Source organism: Sporosarcina luteola (assembly GCF_007991495.1).
Taxonomy (GTDB): Bacteria; Bacillota; Bacilli; order Bacillales_A; family Planococcaceae; genus Sporosarcina; species Sporosarcina luteola.
Window position 1 is genome coordinate 1 of record NZ_BJYL01000004.1, and the last position, 16,427, is coordinate 16,427.

17 protein-coding genes and 1 riboswitch are annotated in these 16,427 nt (G+C 43.3%); of the genes, 4 read left to right on the forward strand and 13 right to left on the reverse strand.

Features of this window, described 5'->3' with window-relative positions:
- Nucleotides 1–44: 44 nt before the first annotated feature.
- Together SLU01_RS01170 and SLU01_RS01175 are read right to left on the reverse strand one after the other, a co-directional pair.
- Complete coding sequence (locus SLU01_RS01170) at nucleotides 45–1,373, reverse strand: nucleobase:cation symporter-2 family protein (RefSeq protein ID WP_147054476.1); 1,329 nt, start codon at nucleotides 1,371–1,373, stop codon at nucleotides 45–47.
- Nucleotides 1,370–1,957 carry a xanthine phosphoribosyltransferase gene (locus tag SLU01_RS01175; protein ID WP_147054478.1) on the reverse strand — a complete coding sequence of 196 codons (588 nt, stop codon included), beginning with the start codon at nucleotides 1,955–1,957 and terminating at the stop codon, nucleotides 1,370–1,372. The genes SLU01_RS01170 and SLU01_RS01175 overlap by 4 nt, the downstream gene beginning before the upstream one ends.
- 146 nt (nucleotides 1,958–2,103) lie before the next feature.
- Nucleotides 2,104–2,205, reverse strand: a riboswitch (purine riboswitch).
- Nucleotides 2,206–2,431: 226 nt separating this feature from the next.
- Here SLU01_RS01175 and SLU01_RS01180 point away from each other — a divergent pair.
- Nucleotides 2,432–2,782 carry a KGG domain-containing protein gene (locus tag SLU01_RS01180; protein WP_147054480.1) on the forward strand — a complete coding sequence of 117 codons (351 nt, stop codon included), beginning with the start codon at nucleotides 2,432–2,434 and terminating at the stop codon, nucleotides 2,780–2,782.
- Nucleotides 2,783–2,860: 78 nt separating this feature from the next.
- Here the strand turns inward: SLU01_RS01180 and SLU01_RS01185 are convergent, their stop codons facing one another.
- The 4 genes from SLU01_RS01185 to SLU01_RS01200 form a co-directional block, all read right to left on the reverse strand.
- The gene (locus SLU01_RS01185) at nucleotides 2,861–3,631 is read right to left on the reverse strand and encodes an exodeoxyribonuclease III (RefSeq protein ID WP_147054482.1); all 771 of its coding nucleotides are present in this window, start codon (nucleotides 3,629–3,631) and stop codon (nucleotides 2,861–2,863) included.
- Between the two features lie 212 nt (nucleotides 3,632–3,843).
- Nucleotides 3,844–4,752 (reverse strand): pseudouridine-5'-phosphate glycosidase, encoded by a 909-nt coding sequence (locus SLU01_RS01190; protein WP_147054484.1) that lies wholly within the window; start codon nucleotides 4,750–4,752, stop codon nucleotides 3,844–3,846.
- On the reverse strand, nucleotides 4,752–5,846 hold the full coding sequence (locus tag SLU01_RS01195; protein WP_147054486.1) for a carbohydrate kinase: 1,095 nt from the start codon (nucleotides 5,844–5,846) through the stop codon (nucleotides 4,752–4,754). The genes SLU01_RS01190 and SLU01_RS01195 overlap by 1 nt, the downstream gene beginning before the upstream one ends.
- A gap of 93 nt (nucleotides 5,847–5,939) precedes the next feature.
- Nucleotides 5,940–7,058: an NAD(P)/FAD-dependent oxidoreductase gene (locus SLU01_RS01200; RefSeq protein ID WP_147054899.1), complete on the reverse strand. Its 1,119-nt coding sequence runs from the start codon at nucleotides 7,056–7,058 to the stop codon at nucleotides 5,940–5,942.
- A 200-nt stretch (nucleotides 7,059–7,258) separates the two neighbouring features.
- Between SLU01_RS01200 and SLU01_RS01205 the strand changes: the two genes are divergently transcribed.
- A complete protein-coding gene (locus tag SLU01_RS01205) occupies nucleotides 7,259–8,353 on the forward strand; it encodes a branched-chain amino acid aminotransferase (protein WP_147054488.1) in 1,095 nt (364 codons plus the stop codon).
- Nucleotides 8,354–8,532: 179 nt separating this feature from the next.
- Here SLU01_RS01205 and SLU01_RS01210 read toward each other — a convergent pair whose 3' ends face one another.
- From SLU01_RS01210 to SLU01_RS01225, 4 genes are all read right to left on the reverse strand, one after another.
- Complete coding sequence (locus tag SLU01_RS01210; RefSeq protein ID WP_147054490.1) at nucleotides 8,533–8,691, reverse strand: aspartyl-phosphate phosphatase Spo0E family protein; 159 nt, start codon at nucleotides 8,689–8,691, stop codon at nucleotides 8,533–8,535.
- A 203-nt stretch (nucleotides 8,692–8,894) separates the two neighbouring features.
- Entirely contained in the window at nucleotides 8,895–9,428 is a 534-nt protein-coding gene (locus SLU01_RS01215) for a YhcN/YlaJ family sporulation lipoprotein (RefSeq protein WP_170232544.1), read from the reverse strand.
- Between the two features lie 140 nt (nucleotides 9,429–9,568).
- Nucleotides 9,569–9,820: a YqkE family protein gene (locus SLU01_RS01220; protein WP_147054494.1), complete on the reverse strand. Its 252-nt coding sequence runs from the start codon at nucleotides 9,818–9,820 to the stop codon at nucleotides 9,569–9,571.
- Between the two features lie 19 nt (nucleotides 9,821–9,839).
- Nucleotides 9,840–11,024 (reverse strand): acetyl-CoA C-acetyltransferase, encoded by a 1,185-nt coding sequence (locus SLU01_RS01225; protein WP_147054496.1) that lies wholly within the window; start codon nucleotides 11,022–11,024, stop codon nucleotides 9,840–9,842.
- Nucleotides 11,025–11,130: 106 nt separating this feature from the next.
- Here SLU01_RS01225 and SLU01_RS01230 point away from each other — a divergent pair, with 106 nt between their 5' ends.
- Both SLU01_RS01230 and SLU01_RS01235 read left to right on the forward strand, forming a co-directional pair.
- Entirely contained in the window at nucleotides 11,131–12,033 is a 903-nt protein-coding gene (locus SLU01_RS01230; RefSeq protein ID WP_147054498.1) for a hydroxymethylglutaryl-CoA lyase, read from the forward strand.
- A 15-nt stretch (nucleotides 12,034–12,048) separates the two neighbouring features.
- Nucleotides 12,049–12,975, forward strand: coding sequence for an alpha/beta hydrolase (locus tag SLU01_RS01235; RefSeq protein ID WP_147054500.1), 927 nt, complete (start codon nucleotides 12,049–12,051; stop codon nucleotides 12,973–12,975).
- A gap of 297 nt (nucleotides 12,976–13,272) precedes the next feature.
- Here SLU01_RS01235 and SLU01_RS01240 read toward each other — a convergent pair whose 3' ends face one another.
- The 3 genes from SLU01_RS01240 to tkt form a co-directional block, all read right to left on the reverse strand.
- On the reverse strand, nucleotides 13,273–13,497 hold the full coding sequence (locus SLU01_RS01240) for a YneF family protein (protein ID WP_147054502.1): 225 nt from the start codon (nucleotides 13,495–13,497) through the stop codon (nucleotides 13,273–13,275).
- A 115-nt stretch (nucleotides 13,498–13,612) separates the two neighbouring features.
- Nucleotides 13,613–14,059 carry a sporulation inhibitor of replication protein SirA gene (sirA, locus tag SLU01_RS01245; RefSeq protein ID WP_147054503.1) on the reverse strand — a complete coding sequence of 149 codons (447 nt, stop codon included), beginning with the start codon at nucleotides 14,057–14,059 and terminating at the stop codon, nucleotides 13,613–13,615.
- Between the two features lie 164 nt (nucleotides 14,060–14,223).
- Nucleotides 14,224–16,230 carry a transketolase gene (tkt, locus tag SLU01_RS01250; RefSeq protein WP_147054505.1) on the reverse strand — a complete coding sequence of 669 codons (2,007 nt, stop codon included), beginning with the start codon at nucleotides 16,228–16,230 and terminating at the stop codon, nucleotides 14,224–14,226.
- Nucleotides 16,231–16,427 lie beyond the last annotated feature (197 nt).

The following is a 16,427-nucleotide window of genomic DNA, read 5'->3' on the forward strand; positions in this document are numbered from 1 at the left end:
AAACGAGACTCTGCTATGGAGTCTCGTTTTTTATATTAAAAATATTAAGCTTCTTGCTCAGTTAAATGAACTGCCTTCTCCGTCTTCTGTTCAGATGTTTGAATGGAAGCTTTCTTGCGCTTTTTAGAAGGTAGCATATTAAAAACAATATTCAACGTGATGGCTGTTAAACTACCAGCGACAATCCCATTGCTCGTTAATATTTGGAAGTTTGCAGGCAGATGGGCGAAAATATCCGGTACGACCGATACGCCAAGCCCTAATCCGATTGAACATGCAACGATCATTGCATTTTCCTGGGAGTCGCCAATTACTTTGCTCAACATTTTAATGCCTTGTGAAACGACCATGCCAAACATTGCGACCATCGCTCCTCCTAAAACAGATGTCGGAATGACAGTGGCCATCGCGGCGATCTTCGGCATGAAGCCTAAAGATACTAGCATAATAGCAGTGATCATGATGACTTTCCGTGATTTGACGCCGGACATCTGTGTTAACCCGACGTTTTGAGAAAAAGTCGTATAAGGGAATGCATTGAAGATTCCCCCAATGAATGACGCAAGCCCTTCCGCACGATACCCCTTCGCCAAATCTTTCTCTTTAAGATCCTTCTCGCAAATGTCTCCTAAAGCGAAATAGACGCCTGTCGATTCGACAAGTGATACCATCGCAACCAACGTCATCATCAAGATCGGATAAAAGTGGAATGTTGGCGTTCCTAAATAGAATGGCGTTACGATTTGTAGAGCATCCGCCTCTTTCACTGCACTGAAATCGACAACGCCAAGCATCATCGCGGCAACCGTGCCTACAACAATTCCAAGCAAAATCGAGATGGATCGTAGGAAGCCTTCCGAAAAACGGTAAAGAAGAATGATGAAAAGTAATGTGCCGAAAGAAAGTAGAACATTAACATTGGAGCCAAAGTCAGCAGCGCCTTGTCCGCCAGCCATATTGTTTAAAGCGACAGGGATAAGTGTGATTCCGATAATTGTAACGACAGAACCTGTCACGATCGGCGGGAAGAACTTGATCAACTTCCCAAAGAATACGCTAATAACGACAATGATCAAACCTGAAGCAATGACCGAACCGTATATGGCCGAGATTCCGTATTGATCGCCGATTGAAATCATCGGACCTACAGCCGTGAATGTACATCCCAGAACGACCGGCAATCCGATTCCGAAGAATCGATTGCTCATGATTTGAAGTATGGTAGCGACACCGCACATTAAAATATCAATCGAAACAAGGTATGTCAATTGCGTCGAAGTCAGCCCGATTGATTGCCCGACGATGAGAGGTACTAAAATCGCACCGGCGTACATTGCGAGTAGATGCTGGATGCCTAGTACGACATTTTTCATCGAGACACACCCTCTTCTCTGAATTCAACGGTTCCATTTTCAAGTGATTCAACAATCGCCAATGATTCAACACGGATGCCTTTTCCACGAAGCATTTCGCCCCCGGGTTGGAAACCTTTCTCAATAACAATGCCAACGCCGGCAAGCTCCGCTCCCGATTGTTTTAATATGTCGAGCAGCCCTAAAGCAGCTTGGCCATTCGCAAGGAAATCATCTATGACTAAAACCACATCCCCGTTTTTCAGAAAATCTTTTGAAACGGAAATATCACTTGTAACATTTTTTGTAAAAGAATGAACGCTAGCCGTATATAAGTTATCATTCATCGTTACCGATTTGCGTTTACGGGCAAAAATCACAGGCACTCCTAATATAAGACCGGCCATCATTGATGGCGCAATGCCCGACGATTCAATTGTAAGTATTTTCGTTATACCGCTGCCTTTAAATCTTTCAGCGAATTCTTCCCCGATCGCCTGCATAAGAGGAGGATCAATTTGGTGATTCAAAAAAGTATCCACTTTTAATACTTGGTCGGATAACACTTTACCTTCTTGGATGATTTTTTCCTGTAGTTGTTTCAACTTGATGTTCCTCCTTTTATTTTCACGATCAACGAATATAAAAAAAACGGATGATCGTGCATCCAGTCATTTTCATGAGTGGAGCAAGATCATCCGAAAGAATTGACGAATGATGAAGGAAAAAACATGCGGTCAACATGCATGATTTTTCTCTTCTTGCTTCTCATAGTCGGTTCATTTACGGTAAACCGGTAGAAACTTGCAGGCCATATCCCCGCGATTATATGAGTGGATGGTTTTTGTTTAGGACCTAATTATAGCACGCTTTCGACAGTTTTCAACACAGTTTATGCGTATTTCCCCATTCACGGAATAGTATTTAAACATAACGAATTCAAATCTTTTATCTCAGTAACGTTAACAATATTTCAATCATATTAATTCAAGCACAAGCCCGTTTATTCTTCTCTACTTCGGCTATATATAGACTGTAGGCCACTACGAAAATATCAAACTAAAAGGAGAGATATTATTATGGCTAGAAACAACAACAACAACAACAATAACGACAACAATCAAAACAACCGAGGTAAAATGTCTTTAGAAGAAGCAGGTCGCAAAGGCGGAGAAGCTACTGCAAAAAATCATGACAGAGATTTCTACGAAGAAATCGGACGTAAAGGCGGAGAAGCTACTGCCGAAAACCATGATAGAAGTTTCTACGAAGAGATTGGACGTAAAGGCGGAGAAGCTACCGCGAAAAACCATGACAAGGATTTCTACGAAGAAATCGGACGCAAAGGCGGAGAAGCTCGCGCCCAACAAAACGATAATTACAACAATAACAACAACCGCAACAAGAATAACAACAATAACAACCGTTAAAAATTAAAAATATTTGACTTTACAGGCCTAAACAGCCGGAAGAGGTAGACGCTCCTCTTCCGGCTGTTTTTCTTTCCTCTATGCTGTAATTCCGTCAACATTCAGTTCCAACACTATCGGACAATGATCGCTTCCCAATACATGCGCATGGATATCTGCACCTTTCAACATTGGTACTATTTTCTCCGATACGATGAAATAATCAATGCGCCAACCAATATTTCTTTCCCTTACTTTGCTCATATAGGACCACCAGGTAAACGCCCCCTCAAGTTCCGGGTGAAAATGGCGGAACGTATCAACGAACCCTTGCCTTAATAAATCTGTCATTGCTCCTCTTTCTTCAACTGTAAAGCCTGAGTTCCCGACATTCGTTTTGTAATTGCGGATATCAATATTTTGATGGGCTACATTCAAATCCCCACAAAAAATGACAGGTTTTATTTGATTCAACTGAACTAAATACTCTCTCATTCTAGCTTCCCAATTCATTCTGAAAGGAAGACGGGCCAAGTCCCTTTGTGCGTTCGGCGCATAGACATTCACTAAGTAAAACTGAGGGAATTCCAACGTCAAAATTCGACCTTCATCTTCAGTATCCATATCGCCAACACCGTATTTGATGCTCAATGGCTTTTCTTTTGTGAATACCGCAGTGCCTGAATACCCTTTTTTCTGTGCATAATTCCAATACTGATAATACCCTTCCAACTCCAGATCAATTTGGCCGCTTTGCAATTTTATTTCCTGGAGGCAGAATATATCTGCATCTTGCTCGTTAAAATAATCCAAGAACCCCTTCCTCACACAGGCTCTTAATCCATTGACATTCCATGAGATTAATTTCATTTGATCAAACCCCTCCAGTGCAATCATACAAATTCATCTAGCGTAAAGCTAGTTCTAAGGTCCTTTTTTGGTGATATATTTGTGGATTCAATCTATATAAGTTGGGATTCAATCGATATCCTTTCGTATTCAATAGAAATATCACAGCATTCAATCGATATATTCTCACAAAAAAGGAAGAGCTCCTGGCTCCTCCCTTTCATATTTTGACCTTATTTATTAAATTCTACTGCAATTTTTGCGCCAACTACAGCATTATGCTTCACTAAAGCAATATTGGCATCCAGGCTGCGTCCTTCTGTTAGTTCCTTCACTTTTCCTAACATGAATGGCGTTACGTCTTTTCCAGCGATGTGAAGCTCATCTGCTTCTTTTAGTGCCTGTTGAATGATTCCGTCGATGAACGACTTGTCAAGCGCATCTGCTTCAGGAATCGGATTTGCAATGACCGCGCCGCCTTTTAAGCCAAGATCCCATTTCACACGAAGCATATCCGCGATTGTTTTTGGCTCATCTGCACGGATATTCAGTTTAAAATCACTAACTCGTGTAAAGAATGCGGGAAGCACATCTGTGCCGTAACCTACGACAGGTACACCGTTCGTCTCTAAGTATTCAAGCGTTAAGCCTAGGTCCAAAATTGATTTTGCACCCGCACAAATAACTGCAACGTCTGTTTGCGCTAATTCTTCCAAGTCAGCTGAAATATCCATTGTCGTCTCAGCGCCGCGATGGACACCGCCGATTCCGCCTGTGACAAAAATACGGATGTCTGCAAGATCTGCACAGATCATTGTTGCTGCAACCGTTGTAGCTCCGAGTTGTTTAGTTGCAAGCAAATATGCAAGGTCACGTCTAGACGCTTTCGCAACGCCTTGACTATTGCCAAACATTTCAAGTTCTTCGTCCGATAGGCCGATTTTAATCATTCCATCAATGATGGCAATTGTAGCAGGAACCGCACCGTTGTCACGAATGATTTGTTCTACTTCTCTTGCAGTTTGCACGTTTTGCGGATAAGGCATGCCGTGTGAAATGATTGTCGATTCTAAAGCAACGACCGGTTTTCCTGCAGCCATAGCCTCTTGTACTTCTTGTGAATACGATAGATATTGTTTCATCATAATTCCTCCAATTCTTTTTTAAGAAGTTCTTTGTTCAATTCAGGTCTAACTGTATAAGCGCTCTCCAATGTCTTCGCCGCATTCATTAAACCCATACGGACATTTTCCTCTAAAGATCCTTCCGTTAAATGACCATGTAGCAAGCCCGAGACAAACGCGTCGCCCGCACCGGTGACGTCTTCCACCTGAACGTCCGACACGGCTGGGAAATGGATTGCTTCTCCGCCTGCACTTGCAGCCATGATTCCTCTCGACCCCGCAGTGACGACGACATTTTCCGCCCCAAATGCAAGCAATGCATGGACAGCTTTCTTCCAGTCCTCTTCATTTTCAATTGACAGACCCGTATATGTCTCAGCTTCATCCTGATTACATACGAACCATGTGACGCCATTTAAATCACTTGGCATTCTGTTCATCTTCGGAGACGAAACTGGGATAATGACAAGTTGGTTCCCTTTTTGGACTGCCAGGTTTTTAATGTAATCGACTGATTCCTTCGGGCAGTTCAAATCGATAATAATCATCGAAGCATTGGAGATGATTCTGGACTTTTCCTCTAAGTAGGCAGGAGTGAGCGAATCATAGATTTCCATATTCGCCAAAGCGATAACTAGTTCGCCTGTAGGATCTAATACAGCTGAGTAGGAACCAGTCGATTTCCCAATCAATTGGCCCACGTCCGTAACGTCCACATATGCCGCTGATTCCCTGACAATTGTGTCCCAATCACTATCATTCCCGGCAACCGTCAACAGTCGGACATGATGATTGAGTCGACCTAAATTCTCAGCAATATTCCGGGCAACGCCACCTACCGAAACCGTCATCGAAGCGGGATTGGAAGTTCCCAGTTGAGTTTGTTCATTCAGATGAAATTTCCGATCGATATTCGCCCCGCCAATACAGATGATTTCCTTTTCTTCAGGAAGAATATAGGCACGTCCAGCTATTTTCCCTTGTCTAATTAAACCTGAAATAATGTTTGCTAACGTTGGCCTGGACATATTTAAGGCATCAGCCATTTCCTGCTGTGATAAATAAGGGTTGGCTCGAATTAAGTCAAGAACCGCCCTTTCTTTTTCATTCAATTCCATCACCCTTTAAACATTTGTTTATATTGTAAACTTTTGTTTTGTAAAATGCAATAAAAAACTCGGTGCTCCGACCGAGTTTCACCATACTTATAATGGTTTAAACGCTTTTTCGACAGGATATAAAGATAAGTCAATCTCAACCTCCTTGTCTAAAGCCATGTTCGCCAATTGCTTGCCAAGGAAAGGACCGACTGTCAAACCAGATGCACCTAACCCATTTGCGAATAATAGTTGAGGATGTCCTGGAACTTCACCAATAACAGGAAGAAATCCAGGGGTGAACGGTCTCACACCAACACGTACTTCATCGAACATTGCCTCATTCAACCCAGGGGCGACTTCCAATGCCTTTTGAAATACTTCATGCATACCACCGGCTGTTGGATTCAACTCCAGCTTTTCATCGTCTTCATGCGTCGCTCCTATCACAATTTTCCCCTCATCAAACGCTAAAATATATTGATCAGTCGGCGGCATCACAACTGGCCAATCCGATGTTTTCTGTCCTAGCTTCAAATGGATAATCTGTGCCTTCTGCCCCGTTACCTGGGGGTCTAACCCTAATGGCTTCAACAGTTCCCCTGCCCATGCGCCCGCTGTAATGATCACTTTAGAGGCATGGTGAAATTTATCATCTACCGTCACACCATCGACCTTTTCTCCATGAACAGAAAGCTTCGCTGAGCCATATTTGACGACTGCCCCATTCTTTTTTGCAGCTCTTAGTAACGCATCCCGCAGTGCCCGACCATCCACCCTCGCAGCCCCTTCTACATGGACTGAGGAAAAATCGGCCGACAATGGCGGAAACGCTGCTTTTGTCTCATTTGCATCTAATCGTAGAACCTTTCCGATTTCCGGCGCGTCTAATCTTCTTTCCAATGTTCTTTCTTCCATTTTTTCAAGCTTCAAAGCTTCCTTATGTAAACTAATTGCGCCGACTTTTCGATAACCCGTTTCTGTTTCTCCTTCTTCCTTCAACTGCTCGATCAGATCGGCATAATACGCAGCTCCTCCTTTGGCAAGCGCATACCAAGCTTTATTCCGACGTTGTGAAATCCACGGACAAATAATGCCCGCAGCTGCATCTGTTGCCTGCCCTTTCTCCTTCCGATCAATTAAAAGGACATCTTTTCCACCCTTAGCTAAATGAAAGGCAGTGGAGGCACCGAGAATCCCTCCGCCAATAATAATGACTTTTCCCAAGACTAACACCTGTTTCATTGTTTTATGTATATTGTACAAGCGGACTTTCATACATACAACTATACAGACGTGAAAACGTTTTCATAATTGAAAAAATAATGTAATAATTCTATACTTCCCTTTTTCAAAAAAAGCAGTATAATTATTATATTCAATATTAAATAGTCCAATTGACTATAAAATGAGGAGATTTGATTGGCATGACAAGATTACCCATCCAGATTAAACTGACTGATTCCAAAAAAGAGAAACCGAATCCCGAGAAACTCATTTTCGGGAAAAGTTTTACCGACCACATGTTTGTTGCAGATTATGAGGAAGGTAAAGGTTGGCATAGCCACCGAATTGTGCCCTACGCTCCAATTACATTGGATCCTGCTGCCTTGGTCTTTCATTATGGCCAAACCGTCTTCGAAGGCTTAAAAGCGTATCGGTCAGCTGATGGAACGGTAAGACTTTTCCGCCCTGAAGAAAACATGAAGAGGATGAATGTTTCGTTGGACCGGCTTTGCATGCCTCGATTCGATGAAGAAGCAGCGCTACACGCACTGACTCAGCTGATTCAAATTGAAAAGGATTGGATTCCGACGCTGGAAGGCACCTCCTTATATATACGACCCTTCATTATCGCAAATGAGGCATTCCTAGGAGTTGCTCCTGCTAAAAAATATCAATTCATGATCATCCTTTCTCCTGTTGGCTCTTACTACAAGGAAGGTATTCACCCAATCCGAATTCTCGTCGAAAATGAATTCGTCAGAGCTGTTAAAGGCGGTACAGGCGGCGCGAAAACAGCCGGGAATTACGCTTCCGGATTAAAAGCCCAAGAAGTAGCCGATCAGCAAGGGTATTCCCAAGTGCTTTGGCTGGATGGCGTTGAACGAAAATATGTAGAAGAAGTCGGCAGCATGAACATTTTCTTTAAAATTGACGGAGAAATTGTCACTCCTGCCATTAACGGCAGCATTTTGGAAGGCATCACCCGAAAATCGATTCTTCAACTTCTCCGTCACTGGAATATCCCAGTTGCTGAGCGGCAAATAGCGATGGATGAAATCCGGGAAGCGTATGAGGAAGGAAAACTTGAAGAAGTTTTCGGTACAGGGACGGCTGCTGTCATTTCGCCTGTTGGAGAATTAAATTGGGGCGGGTATAAAATGATTATCAATAATGGTGAAACAGGACCTGTTGCCAACCGGCTATTCAATACGTTAACGAATATTCAAAACGGAAAAGAAGATGATCCATTCGATTGGGTTATGGAATTGAAAAGTGAACTCGTAAAGCTTGCATGAAAACTGGCAGAGAGGAAATGCCTCTCTGCCAGTTTTTTTATTAGTTGTTGTCGTCTAGCTTCGGGCGCCAGAGGCTCGGGGTCATAAGTCAAAGCTACTGCGTGGCAAAGAGCGCCACTACGTAGCTTCGCCTTATGCCTGTCGCCTCTAGGCAGGCGCCCTATGCTTTTGTAATCTATTTATGCGATGTTTTGATAGCGGTTAAGTAATGTATCGAGCTCTTGACTGCACGCTACCACTTCAGGATGTGTAAGACCACGGTATTTTGCTTTTTCGACCATTTCGGTCCGTTTGATCGTAATCATCAAAGATAAAATCTGCTTGTCAATCAATTTCATTGCTACAAATCCTCCATCAACTTTTTTATCCTTGCTTATCATAATCGACTTACATTGAAAAAAATGTCGGATTGTGTATGAAATTCATACAAATATGCATTTGTCACAAATCCGTCACAAATAAAAAGGATAAGCATGTATAAATACATACCCATCCTATCTATCCCATAAACCACATTTTATAAAAATGCAGAGAAAATGGATTATCTCGCTTCTGGGAACATTCGATTGATGCTGTCTGCCACTTCTTCAAAAAATCCTTCTACCGGATCGCCTGCTCTGATCTGATCGCCGTAGTCCGTCAAACTTTGCGCTACATCGGGGTTAAAGGATATATAGACATTGTCGAATTCTGAATGGACGTTACGCACCTCGTCCGAAATCTTTTGCTTTAACTCATCAGTTTCCTCAGTTCCTTCTTTTAAGACGACACCAACATAGGCATTGTTGTCTGTCACTAACACATTGGAACTGTCTACCTCATCCATTGCAGTGATTTTCTCTGCGGCATCATCCGCCACTTCGACATTTGAATTTGTCATCCCATCGTTTCCGTCTGTTGTGCCATTTTCGCTGTTGTCATCAGTAGCATTATCATTGTTCGTAGTGTCGGTCGTCGTATTTTTGTCATTTACCGTATTGTCATTCGTTGTATTCTTATCATCATCTTTTGTTCCGCAACCCAGTAATGAGAAGACTAAAAGCAATGATAGCGGAAACATAGCCAGTTTTTTCATCCGAATTTCATCTCCCTTGATTTTTATCACTCGTAGCATGTGTAGCATTTAGGATTCTATTCAAAAAAAAAACCGTCAATTGACGATTTTTTCAATCCAGCTACGGGCGCTCTGAGCGAGCGCCCGTAGCTTTTTCATATTCAAAACTTTGTATCGCCGTCTCCATATTCATCTAACAGTTCTGCAAAGCTTTTGTTTTTTTCACGTTCTAACTTTTCGAGCCGAAGTTTTTCAAGACGTTCTGCTTCTTTCGCTTCGGCATTTGCTGTCAATTCTTTTTTAGCCGCTTTCAATTTCTGTAAAACATCATCACTCAGCGCATCTGATAGAACCGATTTATCATTTTCCTGTCTTTTGGGAGTTGGCTTCTTTGCCGCTTTCTTCCTTGCCATTTCGTTCACCTTCTTTCACTCATGGACGTTGAACGATTGTTGCGACCCCTTGTCCACCGCCGATACATAATGTAGCAAGGCCTGTTTTAGCATTGCTGCGTTTCATTTCATGCAGTAAAGTGACAAGGATTCTTGCTCCGCTCGCCCCGATTGGGTGGCCAAGTGCGATCGCCCCGCCGTTCACATTCAATTTCTCTTTGTCGAAATGCAGTTCGCGGTCCACCGCAAGTGATTGAGCTGCAAATGCTTCATTTGCTTCGATCAAATCAATATCGGATAATTGCATACCAGCTTTTTCAAGGACATTTTGAACGGCCCGAACTGGCCCGATCCCCATGATTGCCGGATTGACGCCTGCATTCGCATTTGCAGTGATGACGGCCAACGGCTCTATGCCAAGCTCTTCCGCTTTCTTTTTCGACATCACAACAAAAGCAGCTGCACCGTCATTGATTCCAGAGGCATTACCCGCCGTTACACTTCCGTCTTTTTTAAAGGCCGGCCGTAATTTACCGAGTTTCTCGGCTGTCGTTCCAGCCTTGACGTACTCGTCTGTATCAAAAATAACCGGATCTCCTTTTCGTTGCGGTATTTCCACTGGGACAATTTCTTCTTTAAATTTCCCTTTTTCAATGGCCGCTGAGGCTTTTTCTTGTGAAGCTGCCGAGAACGCATCTTGTTCTTCTCTCGTAATCGCATAGTGGTCACATAGATTCTCAGCCGTCATCCCCATATGATAATCATTGAAAGCACACCAAAGCCCGTCAGAGATCATACTGTCTACGACTTTTTGATCGCCCATTTTAAAACCTTCCCGCGCATTTTTCAACAAGAACGGGGCCTGGCTCATGTTTTCCATTCCACCTGCGACAATGATGTCAGCATCTCCTGCGATAATTGCTTGACGTGCTAAATGCACCGCCTTTAATCCAGAACCGCATACTTTGTTAATTGTCATGGCTGGAACCGTTTCAGGCAATCCCGCTTTGATTGCTGCTTGCCTTGCCGGATTTTGACCCAAGCCAGACTGCAATACATTCCCCATTATAACTTCATCGACGTCTTCTGCTTTAACTCCTGACCGCGAGAGCGCCTCATTGATTACAATACTACCAAGCTCCGTCGCAGATACATTTTTCAACGAGCCTAAAAATGACCCAATTGCTGTACGTACTGCACTCACAATCACTACTTCGTTTGCCATATCGTTTCCCCCTCGTTTTTTCGAATTTCTAGAAACTATGAAATTCCCGCATTCCGAATTGCCCTTTACTGCATCCCTTCAGTACAATATATATAGGAGGGATGATATGTTCATTTTACCAAATAACGTAACAATTATCGAGGTCGGGCCGAGGGACGGTCTGCAAAATGAAAAAAGACATGTGGAGGAAGAAGAAAAACTAGCTTTCATCCACTTGTTGCAAGATGCCGGCATAAGAGAGATGGAACTGACTTCTTTCGTCTCCCCGAAGTGGGTGCCTCAAATGGCTGATGCGAAAAACATTGTAGAAAAAACGACTAAAATTGGTCGACAATTCGTTTTAGCCCCTAATGCAAAGGGGGCAGAACTTGCGATTGAATCTGGGGCAAAAAGTATTGCTGTATTTGTCGGTGTAAGTAATTCGTTCAATCAAAAAAATATCAATCGAACGACAGCGGAGAGTATGGATGCACTTGAACCTGTTATCGCCAAGTTGAAAAGTGATGGCATTTTTGTAAGGGCGTGCATTTCTACCGCGTTTTACTGCCCCTATGAAGGAAAAATAGAAAAACAGGATGTAGTCGAACTCTGCAAAAGATTTCAAGCAATGGGGGTTGATGAATTAAGTGTGGCCGATACGATTGGAATGGCAAATCCGGTGGAAAGCTATGAATTGTTCAAGCTGTTAAAAGAGGAATTTGATGAGATACTCTTAACCGCGCATTTTCATGATACACGTAAAATGGCGATTGCAAATATATTCGCAGCCATGCAGGCGGGCATCGATCGATTTGACACTTCCGCCGGCGGTCTTGGAGGATGCCCTTTCGCACCTGGCGCAACTGGTAATGTCGCGACTGAAGACGTCGTGAATATGTTAGAATCACTCGGGATCGAAACAGGGATTGATGTCGATAAAATTTGTATGGCTGTCGAAAAGATTGCTCCTCATGTTTCACATCCCATCGAAACAGGAAGATACAGACTATACAAGAACCGCAACTGCTAAAGGAGTTGAAGCTGATTGAAACGCCGCTTCCTTTATATAACAGGTATCATAGGAAGCATATATACCGCGATACTTACAGTATTAGGATTTTATGCTGCAAACCGAATGATGTTCATGAAATTGAAGGATAAGGATTTAATTATCAAACGTGAAATTATCGCTAAACGTTTTGATGAACATTGGTATGAAACAGTAAAGAAGGAAGATTTCTGGGTCGAATCGCCGAATGGCTATCCGTTGCGTGCGATCTATTTGCGCCCGCTGGAAACGACAAGAACGGTAATCATTTGCCATGGCGTTACTGAAAATAAAATCAACTCGATTAAGTACGCTAGATTATTCGAACGGTTGGGCTTTAATTCAGTCGTGTATGATCATCGGCGGCACGGGGATTCAGGCGGGAAAACAACAAGTTTCGGCTTTTATGAGAAAGTCGATTTGAATGCAGTTGTTTCCGCCGTCCGCAATCGGATTGGCAATCGGGCTCTTCTTGGCATCCACGGCGAATCAATGGGGGCAGCAACGACGATTTTATACGGTGGCGCTTTTGAAGCGAAGGCCGATTTTTACATCGTCGATTGTCCATTCTCGGACTTTACCGAACAAATTCTCCATATTTTACGGACAAATACACCGCTTCGCTCATCGATAACGTTACGAGCTGCGAATTTGTTTTTGAAAATCAGGGATGGCTACACGACCAGTCTTATATCACCACGCGAAGCCATCCAGAACATTTCCATACCGATGCTATTCATACACAGCATGGAAGACGATTTCATCTTACCTGAAATGACTAAGGAACTTTTCGAATTGAAAGCGGATAAAAAGATGATGAAACTGTTTCCTAAAGGAGCCCACGCGAAGTCATTCAACGAAAATGCGGAAGAATACGAAAAAGTAGTACTGCGGTTTTTACATGAATTTGGATTTGCTTCTTGAAAAAGACCTTTTCTTTCGGAATCTGCTAGCTTGAGCGCGGAACACGCTTTCTTGAGCGCGAAACACGTTTCCTTGAGCGCGGAACACGTTTCCTTGGGCGCGAAGCACGCTTTCTTGAGCGTAGGACTCCCATGCTAACACATTTAACAGATCCAAAACAAAAAACCACCTTGCTGAGATATAATTCATCAGTGAAAAGTGGTTTTTTGTCGTTTGAAGTACAGTAACGATTAAATGGAGAAGCTTGTCCACATTTAAATTCCATTACCATAAATTTTTCATATCAACATTTCTCGCTTATTTTTTATCATTCATCTTGTTCATCTGATTCATCATCTGGTTAATCTTCTTCTGTGAAGGTTTTTGTCCCATCTGCATCATCATCATACGTAACATTTGCTCATTGATCGGCGGGTTTTCTTTCAAATACTTCATCATATATTGACGAGCGATGAAAAAACCGAGGGCCACCCCTGCGATTAACGCGACGACGGCAATGAGGACTACCCAAATCGTGCTCATTCGCTATTACCTCCTTCACTTCCCTAAATCAGGTTTACTCTACCAAGATGGATTATACAACAAAGGGACAGGAGATAGCAATGACTGGGAGAAAATTAACCGTTTCTTGGTCTCCTTAGAACAAAATTGTATTATCTTTCACTAGTCGATTGTCTTGTTTGATCGGCTTCAGCCAACCCCATTCGCCATGCTCGTCCATTACCGCAAAGAAACGATCATCAGACCCGGATAATGCGACGAAAAGGTCGAGGTCCAGCATGCGTGAACCGTTGCAATATGCTTGGAGGGAATATGGCGTTAGTGATAGATGAATGGACCCTTTCATCGGATGGGTCAGTCTATATTCGCCATCATCACTTTCAACTGTTGTGAAGCTTTTCCCCAAATTGCTAAGGATTGCTTGGTCAATTGCTGATTCTTCAATTTCATCACATAAATATTGGACTTCCTGCAAAGGTGGTTCTTGCGCACAATCCTTTAGTAAATCGTAAAGAAGTCCTTCTCTTCCAAGTATGAATGATTGGTATCGCTCTTTTACTTTATAAATGTCATAAGTTCTCATGACCGTCACCTCCCTTTTTATTAAGTCTATCCCATCAACTTTAAAAAGTTTGTCAAATCACGGTAAAGAAAGACACTTTTATTGTCGTAAAGTTAACAATATTGAATCACATGATTTTAAAAAAGCCGCTTTGGAAGGAATATTCAATCCAAAGCGGCAGGGTTTTATCGACCAAGCATTTTTTTCAATTTATTCATAACGTTTTCTTCAGTGAATCCATATTCGGCAATGACTCTATCACCTGGTGCACTTGCGCCGAATGTGTCAATCGCTAGGACTTCACCTTCGTCTCCTACGTATTTATGCCATCCGAGGGAAGCACCCATCTCGATGGATAAACGTTTCTTAACCGCTTTCGGCAATACGCTTTCCTTATATTGCTCATCCTGCTGCTCGAAAAGATCCCATGAAGGCATGGAAACGACAGCAGCATCGATTCCTTCTTCGCGGAGTTTCACTTGTGCTGAAACGGCAAGATTCACTTCCGATCCTGTTGCAATCAGAATTGCATCAGCCACTTCTTTCTCAGCAGGAGAAATTGTATACGCCCCGCGATTAACTCCATCCATTGCAAGCTCACCTGATTTCGGCAAGACATCCAAATTTTGTCGTGAAAGAACAAGGACAGTCGGTCTATTCGTTGATGTGATTGCAATATGCCATGCAGCTGATGTTTCATTTCCATCTGCTGGACGGATAACTGTCAGTCCAGGCATCGAGCGTAATGATGATAAGTGCTCAACCGGTTCATGTGTCGGACCGTCTTCACCTACAGCAACACTATCATGCGTAAATACATAAGTCACTGGAAGCCCCATTAGAGAAGACAGTCTGATTGCAGGTCTTACGTAGTCGCTGAACACGAAAAACGTTCCGCCAAATACATGTAGACCGCCATGAAGCGCCATTCCATTCAACGCTGTTCCCATTGCAAATTCACGAACCCCGAACCAAATGTTCCGTCCGGAATAATCGCCTGGAAGAAAATCGCCTGCGCCTTTAATCGTCGTTTTATTCGATCCGGCAAGGTCCGCACTGCCTCCGAAGAATGAAGGAACGGATTTGGCAATCGCATTGATTGCATCACCTGAAGCCGATCGTGTAGCGTGAGAAGAACCCGCTTCGTATTTCGGCAGTGCAGCTTTTATGTCTTCTGAAACTTCGCCTTTAATGGCAGCTTTCAACTGCTCAGCAAGATCAGCATGTGATTGCTCATATTCAGTAAACAAATCATTCCATTGCTGTTCTTGCTTCACACCCAACTCATGCGTCGCTTCTTTGAATGCGTCATACACGCCATCAGGAACACAGAAATCTTCTTCATATGTCCATTTGTAGTATTCCTTTGTAAGCTTCATCTCGTCCTCGCCGAGTGGTGCTCCATGGACATCCGCTTTCCCGGATTTATTCGGAGCGCCGTAACCGATGACAGTTTTCACTTCAATCATTGTCGGACCGCCGGTATTGCCTTTAGCCGCTTCGATTGCTTTTGAAATGAGTCCGATGTTATTTCCATCTTCGACACGAATATAATTCCATCCGTATGATTCGAAACGTTTTTGAATGTTTTCAGTGAACGACATATCTAAATTACCGTCCAACGAGATATCATTACTATCGTAAAGAACAATCAATTTATCCAGCTGTAGATGCCCTGCCATTGAAATCGCTTCAGCAGCGACTCCTTCCATAAGATCGCCGTCTCCGCAAAGTGCGAATGTATGGTGATCGACGATGTCGAAGCCAGGTCGGTTGTAAACAGCAGCCAAATGTTTTTCAGCCATGGCCATCCCGACTGCCATTCCGATTCCTTGACCAAGCGGCCCAGTTGTCGCTTCCACTCCCGCAGTATGGCCATATTCAGGATGACCTGGCGTTTTGGAGCCCCATTGTCTGAAGTTTTTCAACTCGTCCATAGGGAGATCATATCCGCTTAAATGCAGAAGACTGTACAGAAGCATGGAACCGTGTCCTGCTGAGAGGACGAATCGATCACGGTTGAACCAATCTGGATTCGATGGATTATGATGCAAATGCTTCGTCCATAGTGTATACGCCATCGGAGCGGCGCCCATCGGTAATCCCGGGTGGCCGGAATTTGCCTTCTCAATCGCGTCGATGGATAATGTTCGGATTGTGTTAATGGCTAGTTGGTCAATCTTTTCAGTCATTCAGAACATCCTTTCCCGTACTTTCTCTAATTAGAACTCAGTATATCCTTCTCTAGTGTAGTCAAAATAGAGATGAATTACAATGCGAAAAGCGGAAGGCGCTTGCTCAGATGCGACAGGCATAAGGCGAAGATGCGGCGTGGCGATCTTTGCCACAGAGCAGATTTGACTTATGACCCGAGCGTCTAGCGCCTGGA